12 protein-coding genes and 1 tRNA gene are annotated in these 19,288 nt (G+C 32.5%); 4 read left to right on the forward strand and 9 right to left on the reverse strand.

Annotated elements, in window-relative coordinates:
* From RM697_RS12130 to RM697_RS12145, 4 genes are all read right to left on the reverse strand, one after another.
* On the reverse strand, window positions 1–591 hold a 591-nt coding region (locus RM697_RS12130; protein ID WP_311428169.1), incomplete at its 3' end, for a hypothetical protein.
* Between the two features lie 336 nt (window positions 592–927).
* Complete coding sequence (locus RM697_RS12135) at window positions 928–9,282, reverse strand: choice-of-anchor D domain-containing protein (RefSeq protein WP_311428170.1); 8,355 nt, start codon at window positions 9,280–9,282, stop codon at window positions 928–930.
* A gap of 181 nt (window positions 9,283–9,463) precedes the next feature.
* Window positions 9,464–11,905, reverse strand: coding sequence for a M14 family zinc carboxypeptidase (locus tag RM697_RS12140; protein WP_311428171.1), 2,442 nt, complete (start codon window positions 11,903–11,905; stop codon window positions 9,464–9,466).
* Between the two features lie 247 nt (window positions 11,906–12,152).
* Window positions 12,153–12,226: transfer RNA gene (locus RM697_RS12145), tRNA-Met, on the reverse strand.
* Between the two features lie 128 nt (window positions 12,227–12,354).
* On the opposite strand from RM697_RS12145, the gene RM697_RS12150 reads away from it, so the two are divergent.
* Together RM697_RS12150 and RM697_RS12155 are read left to right on the forward strand one after the other, a co-directional pair.
* Window positions 12,355–12,747 carry an START-like domain-containing protein gene (locus RM697_RS12150; protein ID WP_311428243.1) on the forward strand — a complete coding sequence of 131 codons (393 nt, stop codon included), beginning with the start codon at window positions 12,355–12,357 and terminating at the stop codon, window positions 12,745–12,747.
* Window positions 12,748–12,801: 54 nt separating this feature from the next.
* Complete coding sequence (locus RM697_RS12155) at window positions 12,802–13,638, forward strand: aminotransferase class IV (RefSeq protein WP_311428172.1); 837 nt, start codon at window positions 12,802–12,804, stop codon at window positions 13,636–13,638.
* Here the strand turns inward: RM697_RS12155 and RM697_RS12160 are convergent.
* The 5 genes from RM697_RS12160 to RM697_RS12180 form a co-directional block, all read right to left on the reverse strand.
* Window positions 13,635–14,195, reverse strand: coding sequence for a YqgE/AlgH family protein (locus tag RM697_RS12160; RefSeq protein WP_311428173.1), 561 nt, complete (start codon window positions 14,193–14,195; stop codon window positions 13,635–13,637). The genes RM697_RS12155 and RM697_RS12160 overlap by 4 nt on opposite strands.
* Before the next feature lie 125 nt (window positions 14,196–14,320).
* Complete coding sequence (locus RM697_RS12165; RefSeq protein ID WP_311428174.1) at window positions 14,321–14,593, reverse strand: HU family DNA-binding protein; 273 nt, start codon at window positions 14,591–14,593, stop codon at window positions 14,321–14,323.
* A gap of 192 nt (window positions 14,594–14,785) precedes the next feature.
* Complete coding sequence (gene fmt / locus RM697_RS12170) at window positions 14,786–15,739, reverse strand: methionyl-tRNA formyltransferase (RefSeq protein ID WP_311428175.1); 954 nt, start codon at window positions 15,737–15,739, stop codon at window positions 14,786–14,788.
* Window positions 15,736–17,625, reverse strand: coding sequence for a RecQ family ATP-dependent DNA helicase (locus tag RM697_RS12175; RefSeq protein ID WP_311428176.1), 1,890 nt, complete (start codon window positions 17,623–17,625; stop codon window positions 15,736–15,738). Before RM697_RS12175 ends, fmt begins: the two co-directional genes overlap by 4 nt.
* The gene (locus tag RM697_RS12180) at window positions 17,625–18,167 is read right to left on the reverse strand and encodes an AAA family ATPase (protein WP_311428177.1); all 543 of its coding nucleotides are present in this window, start codon (window positions 18,165–18,167) and stop codon (window positions 17,625–17,627) included. Before RM697_RS12180 ends, RM697_RS12175 begins: the two co-directional genes overlap by 1 nt.
* A 91-nt stretch (window positions 18,168–18,258) precedes the next feature.
* On the opposite strand from RM697_RS12180, the gene RM697_RS12185 reads away from it, so the two are divergent.
* Together RM697_RS12185 and RM697_RS12190 are read left to right on the forward strand one after the other, a co-directional pair.
* Window positions 18,259–18,552 carry a DUF493 family protein gene (locus tag RM697_RS12185; RefSeq protein WP_311428178.1) on the forward strand — a complete coding sequence of 98 codons (294 nt, stop codon included), beginning with the start codon at window positions 18,259–18,261 and terminating at the stop codon, window positions 18,550–18,552.
* A gap of 90 nt (window positions 18,553–18,642) precedes the next feature.
* Window positions 18,643–19,284, forward strand: coding sequence for a DUF4290 domain-containing protein (locus tag RM697_RS12190; RefSeq protein ID WP_311428179.1), 642 nt, complete (start codon window positions 18,643–18,645; stop codon window positions 19,282–19,284).
* Window positions 19,285–19,288 lie beyond the last annotated feature (4 nt).

The raw sequence follows: 19,288 nt of genomic DNA on the forward strand, positions 1-19,288 counted from the left end.
ACATGTAATGGTAGGATCTATATCATCTTGTATTGTAAAATTGGCTTTATAATTAGCAATTGCGTTATTTGCAAAGTGAGTGCCAGAACCACCACCACCAGAAGTAAACGTATAATCAGCAGTCGTATAGACTTCTAAAATATAATCACCATTACATAGACCATTAAGGACATTAATATTAGCAGCAATTGCTTCCCAAGTTTGTAATTGATCGGTTCCTCCACAACCAGTTGTTCCATCATTACTTAAAAAGAAAATTTGAGAGCCTATAAAAGCGGGAGGACTTGGATTTGAAGAAAGGTAAATTCTGTAATTTAAAAAGCCATTGGTAATTTGGTCAGTATTACATTTATAAGTTTTATTCTGTGCTCCATTTAGAACCAAAGTTTCAGATGGGTTAGACATATTAAATGTACCAAGGTTAGCACTATCAAAATCTATATTTCCGGTATTTGCCTGTAAATCATAGTAAGCATTAGCTGCTCCATTTATACTAACAATGGCATAGCTTTCATTAATCCCAGACTGCGAAAAAGAGATGAATACTCCAATAAATCCAAGAAATAATGATAATAAGTAATTTTCTCTCATAATTTAAGACCTTAAGACACAAATAACTAATGAGTAGATACTCATACTAAATTTGAGGGAAAATAACTTGCTATTAACTTAAAAATGAGGGAATAAACTAAGTTACCATTAAAAAGATTTCACTTCTAACTTAATCGTTTAACGACGTTAAATAACTTTAAAATGTAACTTTACTAATTGAAAATGAATTAATTAACATTATTCAGATGTCAATATATACAAATTTGTTTAAAAATACGATAATATGTATAAAAAATGCGATAAAGTGATTTAATAAAAAAAAGCCTCGAGTTAATCGAGGCTTTTTCAGGTTAAGAAATAAAGATTTGGGGCGTGTTACTTTACAATAACTTTCTTAGATACCGAACCGCTTACAGTAAATAATTTAATGATGTAAGTTCCACTACTTAAGTTCTTAACTTCATATTCAGAATAACCGCTATCTGAAATATTTTCTATACTTATTATTGATTGTCCTAGTAAATTGAACATTTCAATTGATTTTATGTCTATATTTTTTGGATTGCGTAATACAATGCTCTCAATATCATTGGCATAATACACATTAACACCAGCTATTGTATTTTCTGTTATACTAAGAGAGTCTTGATTGCTAAATGTAATTTCGAATCTATCGTTATACTCACCAGCTAATAAGAATACTTCATATTCTCCATCTGCTGATAAGTTGTGATAAATGTTTAGATCCTTGTCGTGAACATATACTGTGATATCAGAAGGAACGTTTTCTAACTCATTAATTGATATGTAATTTGCACCATCATCATCTACTTTTACTCCTAAAGGATAAACAGAATCTTCATTGGCTTCGTTACTACCTTGTATTATGAATTTTTCATCTTCTATCATCCAATACATATCATCGATTTGATTTTCATTTATTTTGCCATCAAATCCCCAATCCTTACCTACAGTAGCATCACTATCAATAGTTAGTAATAATTGTCTTTGAACAGTATTTACAGAATAGAATCCAATCCTAAATTTCATTCTATCATCAACAAATGTATCTTCTGAAGGATTATTCATCCTCATAAAAGTTGAATTGCCAGTTAAAGAAGCTGTTTCTTTAACGAAAATACGTTGGCCATTATTAAAGTTTATGGTTCCGCCAGAACCTTCTGATGTGACAAAGAAACCTTGACTTACTGGGATATATTGTCCTGGACGTTTTCTTGGTGTACCACCAGTACCAACATCTGGATCATTAACTCCAAATGAAGCTGAAGGAGAACCACCAGAAAGGTTATAAGTTGCGTAACCTCCTAAGTATTCTGCCAGTATGTGAGAGCCTCCGCCCCAATGTTCCCAGAAGTATAATGTACCTGTAGTTGATCCTGTTCCTCCAATAACACTTCCATTATCTAATATGAATTGTCTACCATCTATAGCTGATGGATATGGATTCCCAACAAGGTAATCGTTGTCAGCACCAATACTTAAATTAATATTACCATTATTCGGTTTACCTAGGAATACATAGTTTTGGTCATCGGCAATGTCACCTGAGCCTGGACCTTTCATTGTAAATCCTTCACCTGCTAGAATTGTTCCTGAGCGTCTAACATGTTGCCATGCAGAATATTCTCCGGTTGCTTGACTAGCAAATTTCCAAATCCAGTAATCTGCAATACCAACTGGGTTAGTATCTGTACCATCATAACCTGAGGCTAAGAAATTTATTGGTGTTGTGTTGTCATACATTACGTTTTGTACAGAATAACTATATCTGTTTGTTCCTGCATCTGTTTCTCCTACAGGAGAAGACCAATAATTGTAAGTAAACGTATCAGAGGTCCCTTGTTGATCTCTTTCTAGCTCACCTGTTGCAGTAACTAGTAAATCACTGTCTTCTGTTTGAATTAATTGTGATTCACCTTCAAGGTCAATTTTTCCGGTTAATCTTAAATAATGACTTACTGTTAAACCATAACCATCGTAGTCTCCAGCAGTTTGATCAGTATCTCCACTAACTGTTAGTTCATTATTATCTACTAATAGTCCTAACACACTTCTAATACCATTATTTGAAATTGGTAGATCTGAGTCATCGTCTATGGTTACATTGTGCGTTGTTCTTACAATATTCCAATCTACAGATACAGTATTATCTACTATTGATGTAGTGCCTGGAATTGTTTGAACTGATCCATTCGCCCAAGTGGAATTAGTATCCCATTGTCCGTTTTGAGTGGATTGATAAGGTAATGGAGCTGTTTGTCTGTCTACAGTTCTAAGATTTCTCAGAGCACCTTGATTTCCTTTACCAGATTCATCTTTTGTATTTGTATAGGTATAGGTAGACATTGGATAATAACCAGCTAGATCATTCCACGGTAGAGTGCTAACATCGTTTTTTGTTGGTGTTACACTAATATCGTTAAAATATTTTCCAGAGACAAAGGTTGCATTCGCTTCAATCTCTTGATTCATTATGTAATGTAATTGACCTTCTGTTAATGCAGCATCCCAAACTCTTACTTCATCAATGTTTCCATGGAAAAAGTTCTGAGGCGTATTTTTTGCAGCAGCACCAATATAGAATGATTCGTCAGTTGCAGCTGGTGGTGCTAAATTAGCTGAAGTATCTTCTACACCATCAATGTATAAAGTAGCTCTTGTGCCATTATGAATAATTGCTAAATGATGCCACTCATCTGCAGGTATTGCAATAGATGACGCAATACTTCTGTAACTTCCGCCAGAGTCTCTCCAGTTAACTTCAAATCTTCCTGTAGTATTAATTGTGAAATCATAACCTTCTGTATAATTACCTACACCTGGCTTTACATTTCTCTTTGATAATATAGATGTGTTTAAAGAAGTAATGTTTTCTCTTTTTACCCAAGAAGAAATCGTAAATTCAGATGGATTAACATCTAAAGCATCTTCCATATCCACATAATTTGTATCTGCTGGATCAAAGAATATTGAGCGTTCAAAAACACGTTCTGGTGCCCAACCAAATGTTATATATTTAGTGTTATCAAAATCGTAATTAGTACTTAGTGTAGCTTCACCTAGCTCATTTGTAGTGGCTGTCATTACTCTATAATCTGCTGTTGGATTAAATATTGGTGAGTCAGAAATGAACATTAAATAGCGTCCATCTGGTGGAGTTGCAGTTCTTACAGCACTTGTAAGAATTTGTATTTCAACTTCTGGTATATCACCTCCATTTTCAACGACTTTCCATATTCTACTTATAGCTTCAAACTCAACTTCAGTGGTTAAAGCAACACCTATATCTGAACTCATGTTTACAGTAAATGGTGCCTGACTAATATCTAAATCAACACCATTATTTCCCCATACCAAGAATTCTTTATCATTAAGTTGCGAATCTGGGTTTAATTTATTTGTATCGTATATAGAAGATATTCCCATAGTTAATACACCACGACCTCTAGATGCCCCATCTAAATCATTATTAACACTTCGAGATTGTTTTTGTAATAGGTTAGAAGCATCATCTCTTCCTATACCTGCAATATCATAATTAAATACATCCTCAGCAGGAACTCCAGTATTTTGATCCCAAATAACAGTTCCGTCACTATCTACATAATCTTGTGATGTACCATTGCTTCCTAGTGTAATACCATATTTAATAGCTAGGTAAGATTGTACTCTATTGCGTTCTTCAGTAAGATCTGTATCATTAAGTCTGTCTTTAAATGAAATAACTTCAGCAATCCTAGCATTAGTAGTTGCTTTCCAACCTTTACTTCTACCAATCCAATATCTTGTATCATCACTATTTAAAAATTCTGGAACATCATTTTGGTTGGTTCCAATGTCGTTGGCATTGTAGAATAATTCTTGTTGAGTATTCCCTGTATTTCTTCTTGTGTTGATAATACCTACATTATCATAACTAGAACCTGTTCCTATTTCAGAAACGGCATAACCATCACCAGGTTCAGTTTGGGTATAAGTTGAGTGAGCATAGCAAATTATTTCATTACTAATTCTTCCAGAAAAATCTCCAAATCCAATACCTGTAGTATCTGTTTGATTGTTAGATGTGTCAGAATCACCACATATAACATCCATAAAACCAAAACTGTTATTTATTGCTGTATCATCAGGTATTATAACTATGAATAATTCTTCTGTAAAATAGCCAAAATCACCTTCTAAGAATTCGGTACTTGTATCCGAATGTTCAAAATCATCATCTAAGGAAAACGAGGCAAATGTGTTATCAAACTCTACAACTGGATTAAAGTTTATATTTTTATTAACATTATCTCTATAGGTTGGTTCTTGTCCACTAGTATGAGGTTTGGCATTAGCACCAACACCCTGATCTTCCCATAGAGCGACAGATTGACCATCGGTATAACTAAGTCCATCATTGGCTTTTAACCAAAGTGAAATGTCTGTAGTCATTCCGCCAGGTGCTTCGGTAGGGATACTTCTATCGGTAATAATGAGATTATCTATAGCCATATCTCCTTTATTTCCATTACCTACATTTCCTTGAATTCTTAATTTAACTGTCTGACCTATATAGCTCGATAAATCTATACTAACTGGTATCCATGAAGAGGTTTCTTCTCCTTGGACTGCAGTAGTTTGTGACCAAAGATTATTTGGATAAGTTGATCCACTATCAGTACTTAAATCAACATTTATTGTACCTATGTCAATACCATGCATATGGAAATAGAAAGTTAATCTGGGATTTGATGTTCCTGTTAAATCAAGACATGGAGTAAATAGGTTAGCTGTAAAGTTATTGTTTAAGTTTGCTTCAGTGTATAAATAATAAGAACCACTGCTTGCAGATGAAGGGCCAGACTCATTAGTGTTTGTATAACCCGTTTGTCGAGTCCAATTAAAATCATCGGCACCATCTTGTGCTATCTGTCCTAAACCTATTTCAAAATCTTCAGAATAAGGATAAGTTGTTACATATCCTCCACAAATATCAGTTCCTGTTCCTTGAATTGCGAAACTATAGGGATTTTCATCAGAATCGTTGTTTGCAATAGTTAAAGTTGCTGACCTTAAACCCAATGCACTTGGATTAAAAGTAATATCAAATGTTGTACTAGAGCCTGCTAATATAGTTGAAGTAGGAGCTGCGGTTACACTAAAGTCTCCTGAATGAGCACCACTAACAGAAATATAAGGAGATCCTCCAGTTAATGTTAGAGGATTTAGTGATCCTGTATTTTGAATAGTAAATGTATGAATATCAGATCCACTTGTAATATCAATGTTTCCAAAATCTGTATCATCAAGAATATTAGGAGTATTATCTCCATCAGCTATTGTAATTCCATTACCTAGAATATTAATTTCTGGTGCATTTGTAAATCCTGTACCTTGAATATCAAAATTATAAGGGTTTTCATTTAGGTCATCATTAGCAATGGTTATAGTTGCTGTTCTTAGACCAACTGCACTTGGATTAAAGGTAATATTAAATGTAGTATTAGATCCTATTCCTACAGGTGTTGATGGGTTGGCAGTTACTGTAAAGTCTCCTGCATGTGCCCCAGATATTGCCACAAATGTTGGTCCAGTACCAGTTAGGTTAAGAATATTGGTTCCTGTGTTTCTTATTGTAAAGGTATTAGTAACTGATCCAACGGTTATATCAGTACTTCCAAAATCAGTATCGTCAGCTAGATTAGGTGTTGTGTCTCCATCCACTATTTGTAAACCATTACCATAAACATCCATTTCTGGTGATGCTGCTGCAGGATCAACAATAATAGTGTAATCTTCGACTTCACCGTCAAAACCAGTTTCACAATAAGATGGATCAGTGCCAAATTTTGCAGAAACTCTCATTCTAGTAGTACCTAATGAGGCTGTTCCAGGTATTGTTATAGATAAAGGAGATAGATCTGTAGCACCATTTGATACATTTGTAACATCACCAAGGTCGTATGCTTCACCTGCATCACCAAAATCTCCATTTTGATTCCAATCAATCCAAGCCCAAGCATGAACAGTATAATTTCCATCAGTATCTACGTTTACAGATAAATTATAAGATGTACTTTGATTAACATTAGTGTTGATAGCTGTAAAATCTTCATAAGCATTATCTTTTGGAGAGCCATCAGAATTGTCGATAGTATTAAATTGTACGCGAGTTACACCAGTATCATATGTAAGATTACCGTTAGAAGTACAATAACTTGGAAGAGTTCCTGTACCTTGTATATTAAAGTTATATGGATTTTCATTGCTATCACCATTAACGATACTAACTGAAGCTGTTCTTAATCCTATTGCACTAGGATTAAATGTAATATCAAATGAAGTACTACCTCCAGCTGTTACTGAAGATGCTGGACTACTCGTAACGGTAAAATCCGAAGCATGAGTACCGGAAATTGTAATTGCACCCACAGATAAAGAAGCAGTTCCTGTATTTTCTATAGTAAATGTATTTACATTTGTTGCTCCACCAGATTCAACTACATCGCCAAAATCGGTATCATCAGTTAATGAAGGCGTAGTATCTCCATCTGTTATGGTATTTCCAAGACCAGTAATATTTATTTCTGGAGTTGGTGTAAAGCCTGTTCCCTCTATATCAAAATTATATGGGTTTTCATCACTATCTCCATTAACGATGCTTACAGATGCGGTCCTTAGACCATCTGCACTAGGATTAAAAGTGATATTAAATGTTGTATTACCACCTGCTGACACTGAAGATGCAGGGCCACTGGTAACAGTGAAATCTGCAGCATTAGCTCCAGAAATTGTAATTGTACCAACTGATAAAGAAGCAGTTCCTGTATTTTGAATTGTAAATGTATTCACATTAGTACCAGAGGCTGTATCTACATCGCCAAAATCTGTATCGTCTGTTAATGAAGGAGTTGTATCTCCATCTGTTATCGTATTTCCAAGACCAGTAATATTGATTTCTGGAGTTGGTGTAAAGCCTGTACCTTGTATATTAAAGTTATATGGATTTTCATCAGTATCGTTATTGATAATACTAATATTAGCTGTTCTTAGTCCATCAGCACTAGGATCAAATGAGATTGAAAAAGTAGTATTTCCACCTGATGCTACAGATGATGCAGGACTACTTACTAAGCTGAAATCAGCTGCATGAGTTCCCGATATTGTAACAGTTCCAACTGATAGTGAGGTAGTACCTGTATTTTGAATTGTAAAAGTATTGACATTAACACCAGCAGGTGTATTTACAGTACCAAAGTCTGTGTCATCAGTGAGTGAAGGAGTGGTATCTCCATCATTTATATTATTTCCTAAACCTGTAATATTTATCTCAGGACCAGAAGGCGCTGGATTTATAATAATTGTGTAATCTTCTACTTCACCATAACCAAAAGACTCACATTCCGTTGGAATACCATTGTACTTCATTGAAACACGCATCCTTGTGCTCCCTAAATTGGCTGTTCCTGGGATTGTGAAACTTCCTGATACTGGAGTTGTATTCGTTGGTCCTGTTGTGAAAACTTGTTCTCCAGCATCACCAAAATCTAAATCTTGATTCCAATCTACCCAAACAGAATAGCCTTCATTAAAAACTGCTCCAGACCATGTAGGTGTTATAGTAATTGTATAACTAGTTGTTTGTGTTACGGTTGTATTTATACCAGTATAGTCTGAATATCCTGTACTTGTTATACCAGCACCAGTGGAGTTATCTATTGTGTTTAATTGAACTCTGCCAATGTATTCATCTGCAGTGCTATTACCATTAGAATTACAATAAGAAGGTGAGGTACCTGTGCCTTCTATATCAAAATTGTAAGGGTTCTCATCACTATCTCCATTAACAATACTTACTGAGGCAGTCCTAATACCATCTGCACTAGGATTAAAAGTGATATTAAATGTTGTATTACCACCTGCTGACACTGAAGTTGCTGGGCCACTTGTAACAGTGAAATCAGAAGCATTAGCTCCAGAAATTGTAATTGTACCAACTGATAAAGAAGCAGTTCCTGTATTTTGAATTGTAAATGTATTCACATTAGTACCAGAGGCTGTATCTACATCACCAAAATCTGTATCATCAGTTAAAGATGGCGTAGTGTCTCCATCATTTATTGTTGTTCCTAATCCAGTAATGTTAATTTCCGGTCCTGCCGCTGCATAACCTTCAATTAAAACATCATCAAAAAAAACTTTATCGTTATTCTGATTTCCAAAGTTGCGTATTCTGAATTGAGATGTTGTTGCAAATGTATATGGAGATCCTGATGTTAATGTTAGTGTTGGAGTGTAAGTTACTCCATTATTAAAGTCTGTACCACTAGTATAGGTTGTTACAATGTTCCAGGTAGAACCATCCCAAAATTGTACTTCAAATCTTTCGCCTACTTCCATTCCACTAGCTATGAAAAGAAAGGAGAAATCAACGGTAGTATAGGTTGATAAATTAATATTACTGGTAGTCATAAGTGAAGTACCAGTTCCATTTCTTAATCTTATAGAATTACTTCCTGTAGGACTGTCTTGTCCTGGATTTCTACGATTACAATTTGTACCACCACTATTCCATTGCGTTGCTGGAGGACCTGCATAAACAAAAGGAAAATTACCTGAATTAAAATTATCAGTATTAATCGTAGTTTGCGAATGTACTAATTGAGCAAATAAAAGTATACCAAAAAGGGTGATATACTCTCTAATTGAAAGTGTAAAGGTTTTCATAAGCGGTTAAATTTTATAGTTTGGGACTATATAATTACGATTCAAATATATCATTGAATTCTATGAAATGCAAAAATAATCGATGAAATACACTTTTATATTTTACTTATCTGATTATCAGATAAATAAAAAAGCTGTAATTATTAATAATTACAGCTTTTTATCATTTATGTAATAAAAACTATTGCTTAATTAACTGTTTAACTATACTATTATTGGTATTGTTATCTGTTATTTTTACAAAATAAGTGCCATTAGAAAGATTATCTAGATTAGATATATTATACGCACCATTATTAGAATTTAAAACAGAGAACTGTCTGATAGTTCTGCCAAGTGCATCATACATCTCTACAGAAATACTTTCTGTTGAATACTGACTAGGTAGTTTAATATTTATAGTATTGTTAAATGGGTTAGGATAAATAGTAGTACTTTCTAAATCGTTTTCAGCCACTGAGAGTGTATCTTCAACTACAACTACAACATCTTCTCTCGCACTTTTAACTTCCTCTATTTTCCAATCATAGAAAAAATAATAATATTGTGTGCTTACATTACTTGTTGTAATATTTATAGGTCCATTTGTATATGGATAGTTTGTACCAGTGTTATTTCTCCAAAGTGTAAATCCGCTTGACATTTCTTTACTTGCCAATCTCATGTTAGTGCCAATAGGAATAACAAAATTTAAATCAATATCCTGAACACCTGGAGTTTCAATAAAAACTAGCCTAGAGTCTAGCATGTTACCTGAGCTATCTTGAAGTTGAACTTCCATTTCACCTGTATTCCCAGCATTAACTTCTACTGACTTTAATCTAACTTGTTCTGTGCTACTAAAAACCAAATAGCGTTCTGTGGATCCTCCAGTAAACTGATTTCCATTAGCACTATTATCTAATGAGCCAGCATTAGGTTTAGAAATAACATCCTCAACATAATACGTTGTTGTTTCTGTTAATGCAGGTGTCGTATAGTTTGCACCTGTATAAACAGGTGTTTTTTCTGTTTCACTTGTATACCAATTAAGGGTTCCGTTACCTGAGGCTGTTAATGATGCTGCTTCTCCTGTATTAATTGTAGTGTCTAATGCAGTTGGCTTTGCAGTAGATGCTACCATAGTTACATTTTGTACTGTTGTTGTATTATCTGTAACTGTTACACTAATAGTTTGAGCAACATAGCCAGGAGCTTCAAAGGTAACGTTGTATGTTCCTCCTTTAATTAATCTGTAATAATCACCTAAATCTTTATCAGAGAATACATTAGAATTTTTGGCATCATGCCCAGCAATAGAAACTTGAGCAACGATAGGATTCCCAGATTCATCAGTAACAAGGCCTTGAAAGCCAGAGTTTGCTTGTTTTATGTAATCTAACAAAGCTTGTTTGTTAAATGTCCATAGGTTTGGTAGCTCTGAAGGATTTACAAACTTATCAAAAGAAAGCTCAATAGTTACCTCTTTAGAATGTCTGTAAAAATTCATATAATCTTGTCTACCACCATAAACTTGATACCATATTACACCTTGTGTTACGCCAGGGCTTGATGGGTTTTCAGGATCATCATATTCTACAGTCATGTAGTTAGGATGATTAGATCCTCCTGCATTTCTTCCAGATACACCATTATAGTAGTTATTTGGACTATCATTTTGAGCATTTACTGCATATTCGTTACAGATATGCTCATAAAAATCATGATCTGCATGTTTTGTATAAGTATTATCATAAGGATAATTAACAACTTCAGTACCACCATGGAAGTTTGCTGATAATACAATATTATGATTTGCTTCCCAATCCATAAAGGCTTTGGTTTCTGCTTCATAGTCGTTACCATCATAGTGAATACCTGCAACATCATCTGCATAATTTCTGTTTAAATCTATATTATTTGCATTACCACGTCTTGGATTAGTAATAGTATTACTACCTGCAGCTCTGTATGCACCATCAGGATTTGCTAATGGGTTGATATAAATTTCAGTTGAGTTTACCAAATCTGTTACTTCTGTATCTGTTCCGTAGTTGGTTAATAAGTAATCAATTAACCTAATCATTAAAGGATAACCTGTTAACTCATCTCCATGCATGGAAGATGTATATAAAAACTCAGGCTCTGCTTCTTTAGAAGCTACATTATCCGAAATTTTTAGCATCAATAACTCTCGTCCTGTTGAGGTTGTACCAATAACTTCTAGAGTGCATAAACTAGGATAGTTAGAAGCGAAATAATTCATCTTACTAACATATTGTGAATAGGTAGGAAATTGATCCCAAGTTGTGTCCCAAGCATTAACATCATATGATGGAGATGCATGCGGATTAAACTCATTATCACTTTGGTTTACACGATAAGGTAATCCGTAAGTTAAAAATTGAGCAAATGTTTCTTCGTTTCCATAAGCTTCAATCTCTAGAGTTTCTCTATTAACTTTATGTCCAATAGTTAAGAATTGTGAAATCTCTTCTACTTGAGCTTCAGAGTTAGCGGTAAATACAAAACATACTTCGCCTTTAGAAGCTATATAATTTTGTGCTTTTTGTAAGTTTGTTTGCGCAAAGTTAGCATTATAGCATAACAAAGTTAATGCAAACACAAGGGTAATTTTTTTCATCAGATTTGGGGTTTAATGAATATTTGCGATGCTAATATAAAATTATATTTGAAAAAACTCCATGAAAAGCAAAAAAAATCGATAAAAAGCAATTTTTAAATAAACTATTACTTACAAAAGTTCATTTTTTATTCTTTTGAAAGAATATTATACGTTTTAAATCCTCTTCTATTAAAATAAAATATTTGGGGTCATTTTATTAAGAATAAAAAAAAGCCTAGCAATTTTTTGCTAGACTTTATAGGTGTAGCGAGAACGAGAATTGAACTCGTGACCTCCGGGTTATGAATCCGACGCTCTAACCAACTGAGCTACCTCGCCAAAAGAGGCTGCAAATATAAAAACAAATTCAATGGTTGCAAACTATAATAAGTGAAAAATAATTTTTAAATATTTAGTTTTAAACTAGGTAATTAATGTATATATTGAGCGAATTAATTATTGGATTTATGGAAGATAAAGTAAAGTTTGAATTAGAATTCCCAATACAAGCATCACCACAATTAATTTTTCAATATATATCTACACCATCTGGTTTGTCTGAATGGTATGCTGATAATGTAAATTCTAGAGGAGAATTATATACCTTTATTTGGGATGATAGTGAGGAGCAGGCTAAATTACTCAGTAAAAAGAGTAGTGAACGTGTTAAGTTTAGATGGATGGAAGATGAGGAGGATTATCCTTCATGCTATTTTGAAATACGTATACAAGTAGATGAAATAACTAAAGATGTTTCTTTAATAGTTACTGATTTTGCCGATGATGATGAAGTTGAAGAAACTAAAATGCTTTGGGAGAATCAGATTTCGAGTTTAAAACAAGTTCTTGGTTCTGCTTAGAATTTCACTAAAGATTAAAGTATATTTGTCCTGAATTTTTTCGGGACTTTTTTTATGATAAATTTTAACGGAATCCTTGTTGAAGATACTACAGTAATATCAGTTAAAAATAGAGGTTATAAGTTTGGTGATGGTTTATTTGAAACTATTAAAATTGCCTCAGGTAAAATCTTATTTTGGGAAGATCATTATTTTAGATTAATGGCTTCTATGCGTATTATGCGAATAGAAATTCCTATGCATTTTACAATGGAGTTTCTTGAAGATGAAGTAAAAAAACTTCTTATTGCATTAAATTTAAACTCTAAAAATGCAAGAGTAAGAATAACTATAGACAGAGGTAATGAAGGTGGTTATTTGCCTAAAAACTATGAGGTGAATTTTAGTATTGTTTGCGAAGACTTAGATGTGCATTTTTATAAAACACCTAATCATCTCAGATATGAAGTTGATTTATTTAAAGATCATTTTATAGCACCAGGATTATTATCATCAATAAAATCGTCTTCTAAAATACCTAATATTTTAGCGAGTATTTATGCTGCCGAAAATGATTTGCAAAATTGTTTACTTTTAAACACCGATAAGAATGTTATTGAAGCAACAAATGGTAATTTATTTTTAGTAAAAAATAATCTTATAAAAACACCTGCAATAGAAGATGGTTGTTTAAACGGAATTCTTAGAAAGCAATTAATAGGTATTATTAAATATTCAGATAAGTATGAGGTGGAAGAAACTTCAATATCGCCATTTGAGCTTCAAAAGGCTGATGAGTTATTTATTACTAACGTAATTATGGGAATTCAACCTATTACTAAATACAGAAAAAAAGAATATAATAATGTGGTTGCACTAGATATTTTGGAAAAACTAAATTCCAAAATTTAATTATAGCTTGGGTTTTCTGGAGCATTAGACCATAAACTATACTCACCTCCAAGTTCTAACATTTTTTCCTTCCAAAAGGAGGAACAACATTTTTCAATCAATGATGCCTTGTAAATATTTTCTTTAAGCAACCAGACATTTGAATCCATTTCAGCTTCTAGTTGATCCTCTTCCCAGCCAGAATAGCCAAGAAAGAAGCGAATATCTTTTTTGTTTAACTGATCTTTTTCGAGAAGATTTAAGACAATTTCAAAATTTCCTCCCCAAAAAACACCTAGAGAAATTTCGATGCTATCAGGTATTAAGTTAGGAACTTTATGAATAAAGTATAAGTTATCTTGCTCAACAGGACCACCATTAAAAACCTCAAAGTTAGAATCTGTATCTGTAATTAAATCCTTGAGTTTATAATCTAATGGTTTGTTTAAAATAAAGCCTATGGAACCTTCCTTAGAGTGGTCAGCTAGTAATATTACAGATCTATTAAATGAAATATCTCCTATTATAGAAGGTTCTGCTATAAGTAGGTCGCCTTTATTTGGTTGATTTGTAATCATTTGCTTTTTTTGTGATTTAATACTAAAGCTACTACATTTTTTTAGATTAGACAATACTTATTAATTACAAGCACAAAAAAAACCTGTCGTTAAGACAGGTTTTTAGTTATATTCTAATCTTTAAATTAGTTTACAGCACTACTTAAATCAGATCCAGCTTTAAACTTTACTACGTTTTTAGCTTTGATTTTTATAGTTGCTCCAGTTTGAGGGTTTCTTCCATCTCTTGCAGATCTTCTAGAAACTGACCAAGATCCAAATCCTACTAAAGATACTCTTTTACCTTTTTGTAATGCTCCTTCAATGTCGATTAATAATGAATCTAACGCCTTTTTAGCAGCAGCTTTAGTAATTCCAGCATTTTCTGCCATTCCATTGATTAAATCTGTTTTGTTCATAAATTTTAATTTTTAAATTATTAAATAGTGGGTTAAACGTTATTGTTAAATCCACATACAAAATTATGCGGATAATCCACCTACGCAAGCAATAGCCTGCGAAATCCGTAATTTTGTTGATAACTTAAGATATTTGTTAATAAAGGCAGTGTATTTTGTCTATGTTTTTATAAAATCAACAATAGTAAGGGTTTAGAGCATAATAGCATCCTCTGAAAATTTAAATCCGTTTAAAAGCGATTTAACTTCCATTTTTCGTTTCCCAGGAAGTTGTATTTCTTTTATTATTATGTAACCATCTTTTGTGTAAACTTGTAAAGATTTATCTTTAATGACTACTTTTCCTTGGGTTTCATTATGCTTAATTACACAGAAATCAATATCAAAAATTTTCACCCTTAAATCTTTAGTATTAAGTCTTAAAAAACACCATGCTGATGGAAAAGGATTTAAACCTCTAATTTTGTTGTATATATTAAGTGTATTTTCTGTCCAATCTATTTTACAGTTTTTTGGATTGAGTTTGTATGCTGTTTTGAGGTTCTTTTTTTTAGGCTGAATTTTAGTTGTTACAGTTTCATTTTCTATCTGTTGTATTGTGGTAATCACTAATTTACTGCCTAAAACCATAAGTTTATTGTGTAAGCTACCAACAGTTTCAGAATTTTCAATAGAAATCTCATCGGCATCTATTATAGCTCCTGTATCTATTTTTTCATCTATGAAGAATGTAGTTACTCCTGTTTTTGTTTCACCATTAATAATAGCCCAATGAATTGGTGCAGCTCCTCTATATTCTGGTAAAAGAGAAGCATGTAGATTAAACGTACCATATTTAGGCATGGACCAAACTATTTTTGGTAACATTCTAAAAGCTACAATTACTTGAAGATTTGCATTAAGGGATCTGAGTTCTTCTATAAAATTGTCATCCTTGAGGTTGGTTGGCTGCATGATGTTAAGCTGTTGCTCTAAAGCAAATTTTTTAACAGCAGATTCATTTAGTTTTCGTCCTCGACCAGCTGGTTTATCTGGTGCAGTAATTACACCAACAACATTATAATTATGCTCTAATATTGTTTTAAGGGTTGTTACAGCAAAATCTGGTGTGCCCATAAAAACAATTCTCAATGTATCTTTTATCATTTTATTCTATAAGTATTATGTGGTGTGATGGTAATTTTATCCTCTTCTAATAATTCTTTTATACCATTAATTATGTCTTGGTTAGAATAATTTAGTTGAAGTATTAATTCTCTAGATGATAATTCGTTATTCTTTAAGCTAATAAGTATCACATTTGTTATGTTAGAGTTACTTTCTGCACTAACATCTAACTTACAGACAGAACATTTTCCGCATGGTGTTACTAATGTTTCACCAAAATAGTCTAAGAGTTGTAAGCTTTTACAACGCGTTTCATTTTTTATATATTCTATTACAGATTGCACCTGTTCCTTTTTAATATTGTTTTGCTCTGTAATAGTTTTACTTATCACATTAATAGTTTTATCATCTTCTCGTGGAACTAAAAACGTAATTTCTGCATCAGTGTTAGATGTTATTAAAGTTATAATATTGTCTTCTTCTAGTTGTTTTAAAATTTCTAAAATTTTGGTCTGAGAAAGTTCAGATTTATTAGATATAATATTGAGATTTATTTTAGTAAGATGGTCAAAAACACCACCATAAGTTCGTAAAATAACTTTTACAAGTATGGCATTTTTTTTATTCTTATTTAAGTAATCAAACAATCTTTCATTAGATATTGTAAACTGAATTTTAGTTTGATAATTAAATTGTTGCGATAAGCTAATGATACTATGTCTGTCTAATAGTTTTAAGGTGTTGAATGTGATAGTTTTATTTAAATTATAAGTGTTGCAAAATGAATTAAAATTAATAGAAAAGGTTTCCTGTTCGCCTTCACCATAAGAAATTTGAAAATAGGCACTTAGCTTTTTGTATACTAATTTCACAAAATCATTATCTGGTAAAGTATCTAAAAACTGACGTTTTAATTGAGCTTCATCAGTATTTTGTTTTAGTATTACTGCTAGAGCTGATTTACCATCTCGTCCTGCTCGTCCTGTTTCTTGATAATAACTTTCAATACTTTCTGGTAAATTAAAATGAATAACAGATCTTACATTTGGTTTATCAATTCCCATACCAAAAGCAGTAGTTGCTACCATAATTGGTGTTCGGTCTGCAGTCCAATCTATTAGACGCTCTTGTTTTAAATTAGAATCAATACCACCATGGTAAAAGGTACTTTTAAAGTTTTTAGTAATTAAATAATTACTAATATTTTCAGCAGTTTTTCTGTTTCTTACATAAATAATAGAAGTTCCAGGATATTTATTAAGTGTAAGTTTAAGATAGTAAAGTTTGTCTTCTGTATCAATAACTTTATAAATAATATTATCTCTTGCAAATGAGCCTTTAAATAGTTTTGGCGCCACAAAATCTAACTCTTCAATGATTTCTTTAATTATAGTGTCTTTTGCAGTAGCAGTTAGAGCAATAACATTAACATGTGGCTTTAATTCTCTTAATTGAGAAATATTTTTATAAGCAGGTCTAAAATCATTTCCCCATTGACTAATACAATGTGCTTCATCTACAGCAATTAAATTTACATTCATTTGCTGAATACGTTCTTTTACAATAGTTTGTTGAAGTCGTTCTGGAGATAAATATAAAAACTTATAATTTCCGTAAATACAATTATCTAATAGAGTGTCTAAGTTAGTATAGGAGATTCCGCTGGTTAAAGCGATGGCTTTAATACCTTTTTGATTCAGCTGATTTACTTGGTCTTTCATCAGTGCAACCAAAGGTGAAATTACAATACAGATGCCTTCTTTTATAAGTGCAGGAATTTGAAAACAAACCGATTTTCCGCCACCTGTAGGTAGTAATGCAAAAGTATCTTCATTATTTAATACAGCATCGATAATATTTTGCTGTAAGGGTCTAAAGGAAGTATAATTCCAGTAGCGTTCTAATACGTCTAAAGGTTGCTGCATTACTGCAAATGTAAGAGGTCTAAAATAAAATCGGTTCTATGCTCTATACTTCCAAAAGGTACATCAATAAGATGATACCCAAACCTTTTATAGGTTGAGAGTAGATAATTATGAATGGTAATAGCTTGCTCAAACGTTTCATAGCGTTCACTATCACTCTTAAAAATGTCTTGCCAAGGTGCTAAAACAAATACATTATCGTAAATGTTATTATGACAAGTATCAATAAAATATTGAGGATATGAATCGCCTATATAATCCATATAAGCCAAAATATCTGGTAAGCCTCTATCTAAAAATACTATGCCTTCAGTACTGGTTTTTGCATCATTAAATTGTTGTAGCCTACCTTCTAAAAGTTTCTCACTGAATAATAAAGGTTTTGTTAAAAATAATTGTTCAATGCCTTCTTTTCTGGCATTTAAGGTTACTTGTCTAGAAATTTCTTCAAAACAGGTGAAACCTCGTTCAATGAGATTATTAATAATTGAAGATTTTCCGGTTCCTGGTCCTCCAGTAATGACAATTTGTTTAGTGTTCAATGTGGCAAGGTTTTCGCAGTAAAATTCGTGAATTTGAAATGAAATAAAAAATGCAAAGTAAACCTTATATTTGCAATCTTAAATCTATAACATGAGTACAGGAGATAAATCCGAAGAATTTTACAATAAACTAAGAGCACAATTATACGAAACGGCAACTTGGCCAACCGAGTATTTGTATAAGTTTATTGTAAAATCTGATACTAAAAATATTAAAGGCGTAGAGTCTTTATTTAATAATTTAGGAGCTGTAATAAACACAACAGAATCTAAGAACGGAAACTATACAAGTATCTCTATTAATGTAATGATGAAAGATCCTGATGCAGTGATTTCTAAGTACAAAGAGGTAGCAGAAAATGTAAAAGGTGTTATTTCTCTGTAAATGGGATAACATTTTTCATTTTTTTTGTACTTTGCGCATGTGCTTTGACACTACGAGCACGTTTTTATTGACTACACATATTTTTATATTTTGATTGACGATTTAGAGTACAACACAGAGAGAGAACATCTCATTATTCCTGAATATGGAAGACATATTCAGAAAATGATTAATCACGCAAAAACACGTGATACCAAAGAGGAACGAAATAAATTAGCCAAAGCCATCATATCAGTCATGGGAAATCTACAACCTCACTTAAGAGATGTGCCAGATTTTCAGCATAAGCTTTGGGATCAATTGTTCATAATGTCTAACTTTGAGTTAGATGCCGATTCACCTTACGATAAGCCATCAAAAGAATTATTAGAAGAGCACCCTGAACCTTTGCATTATCCTCAAAACCATCCTAAATATCGTTTTTATGGTAACAATATAAAAACTATGATAGATGTTGCTATAACATGGGAAGAAGGCGAAATGAAAGACGCTTTAGTAATGACTATTGCCAACCATATGAAGAAATGTTTCTTAAACTGGAACAAAGATACGGTTGAAGATATGGTTATTTTTGATCATTTATATGAGCTTTCAAAAGGAACTATTAATTTAAAAAACTCAGAAGAGTCATTAATTGATTCATCAAGTTTAATGCGTTCAAAAAAGAAGCATTCTCATAAAAACCAAAAAGGAGGTAAAAAGAATAATAATCGTAATAGAAAACGCTACTAGTATA

Source organism: Microcosmobacter mediterraneus, from assembly GCF_031846265.1.
GTDB classification, from domain to species: domain Bacteria; phylum Bacteroidota; class Bacteroidia; order Flavobacteriales; family Flavobacteriaceae; genus Microcosmobacter; species Microcosmobacter mediterraneus.

Coding starts and splice junctions, on each gene's coding strand:
- RM697_RS12175 (WP_311428176.1), bottom strand. CDS start 17,625: ATGCAGCAACCTTTAGACGTATTAGAACGCTACTGGAATTATACTTCC.
- RM697_RS12185 (WP_311428178.1), top strand. CDS start 18,259: ATGAGTACAGGAGATAAATCCGAAGAATTTTACAATAAACTAAGAGCA.
- RM697_RS12135 (WP_311428170.1), bottom strand. CDS start 9,282: ATGAAAACCTTTACACTTTCAATTAGAGAGTATATCACCCTTTTTGGT.
- fmt (WP_311428175.1), bottom strand. CDS start 15,739: ATGATAAAAGATACATTGAGAATTGTTTTTATGGGCACACCAGATTTT.
- RM697_RS12155 (WP_311428172.1), top strand. CDS start 12,802: ATGATAAATTTTAACGGAATCCTTGTTGAAGATACTACAGTAATATCA.
- RM697_RS12150 (WP_311428243.1), top strand. CDS start 12,355: ATGGAAGATAAAGTAAAGTTTGAATTAGAATTCCCAATACAAGCATCA.
- RM697_RS12165 (WP_311428174.1), bottom strand. CDS start 14,593: ATGAACAAAACAGATTTAATCAATGGAATGGCAGAAAATGCTGGAATT.
- RM697_RS12140 (WP_311428171.1), bottom strand. CDS start 11,905: ATGAAAAAAATTACCCTTGTGTTTGCATTAACTTTGTTATGCTATAAT.
- RM697_RS12160 (WP_311428173.1), bottom strand. CDS start 14,195: ATGATTACAAATCAACCAAATAAAGGCGACCTACTTATAGCAGAACCT.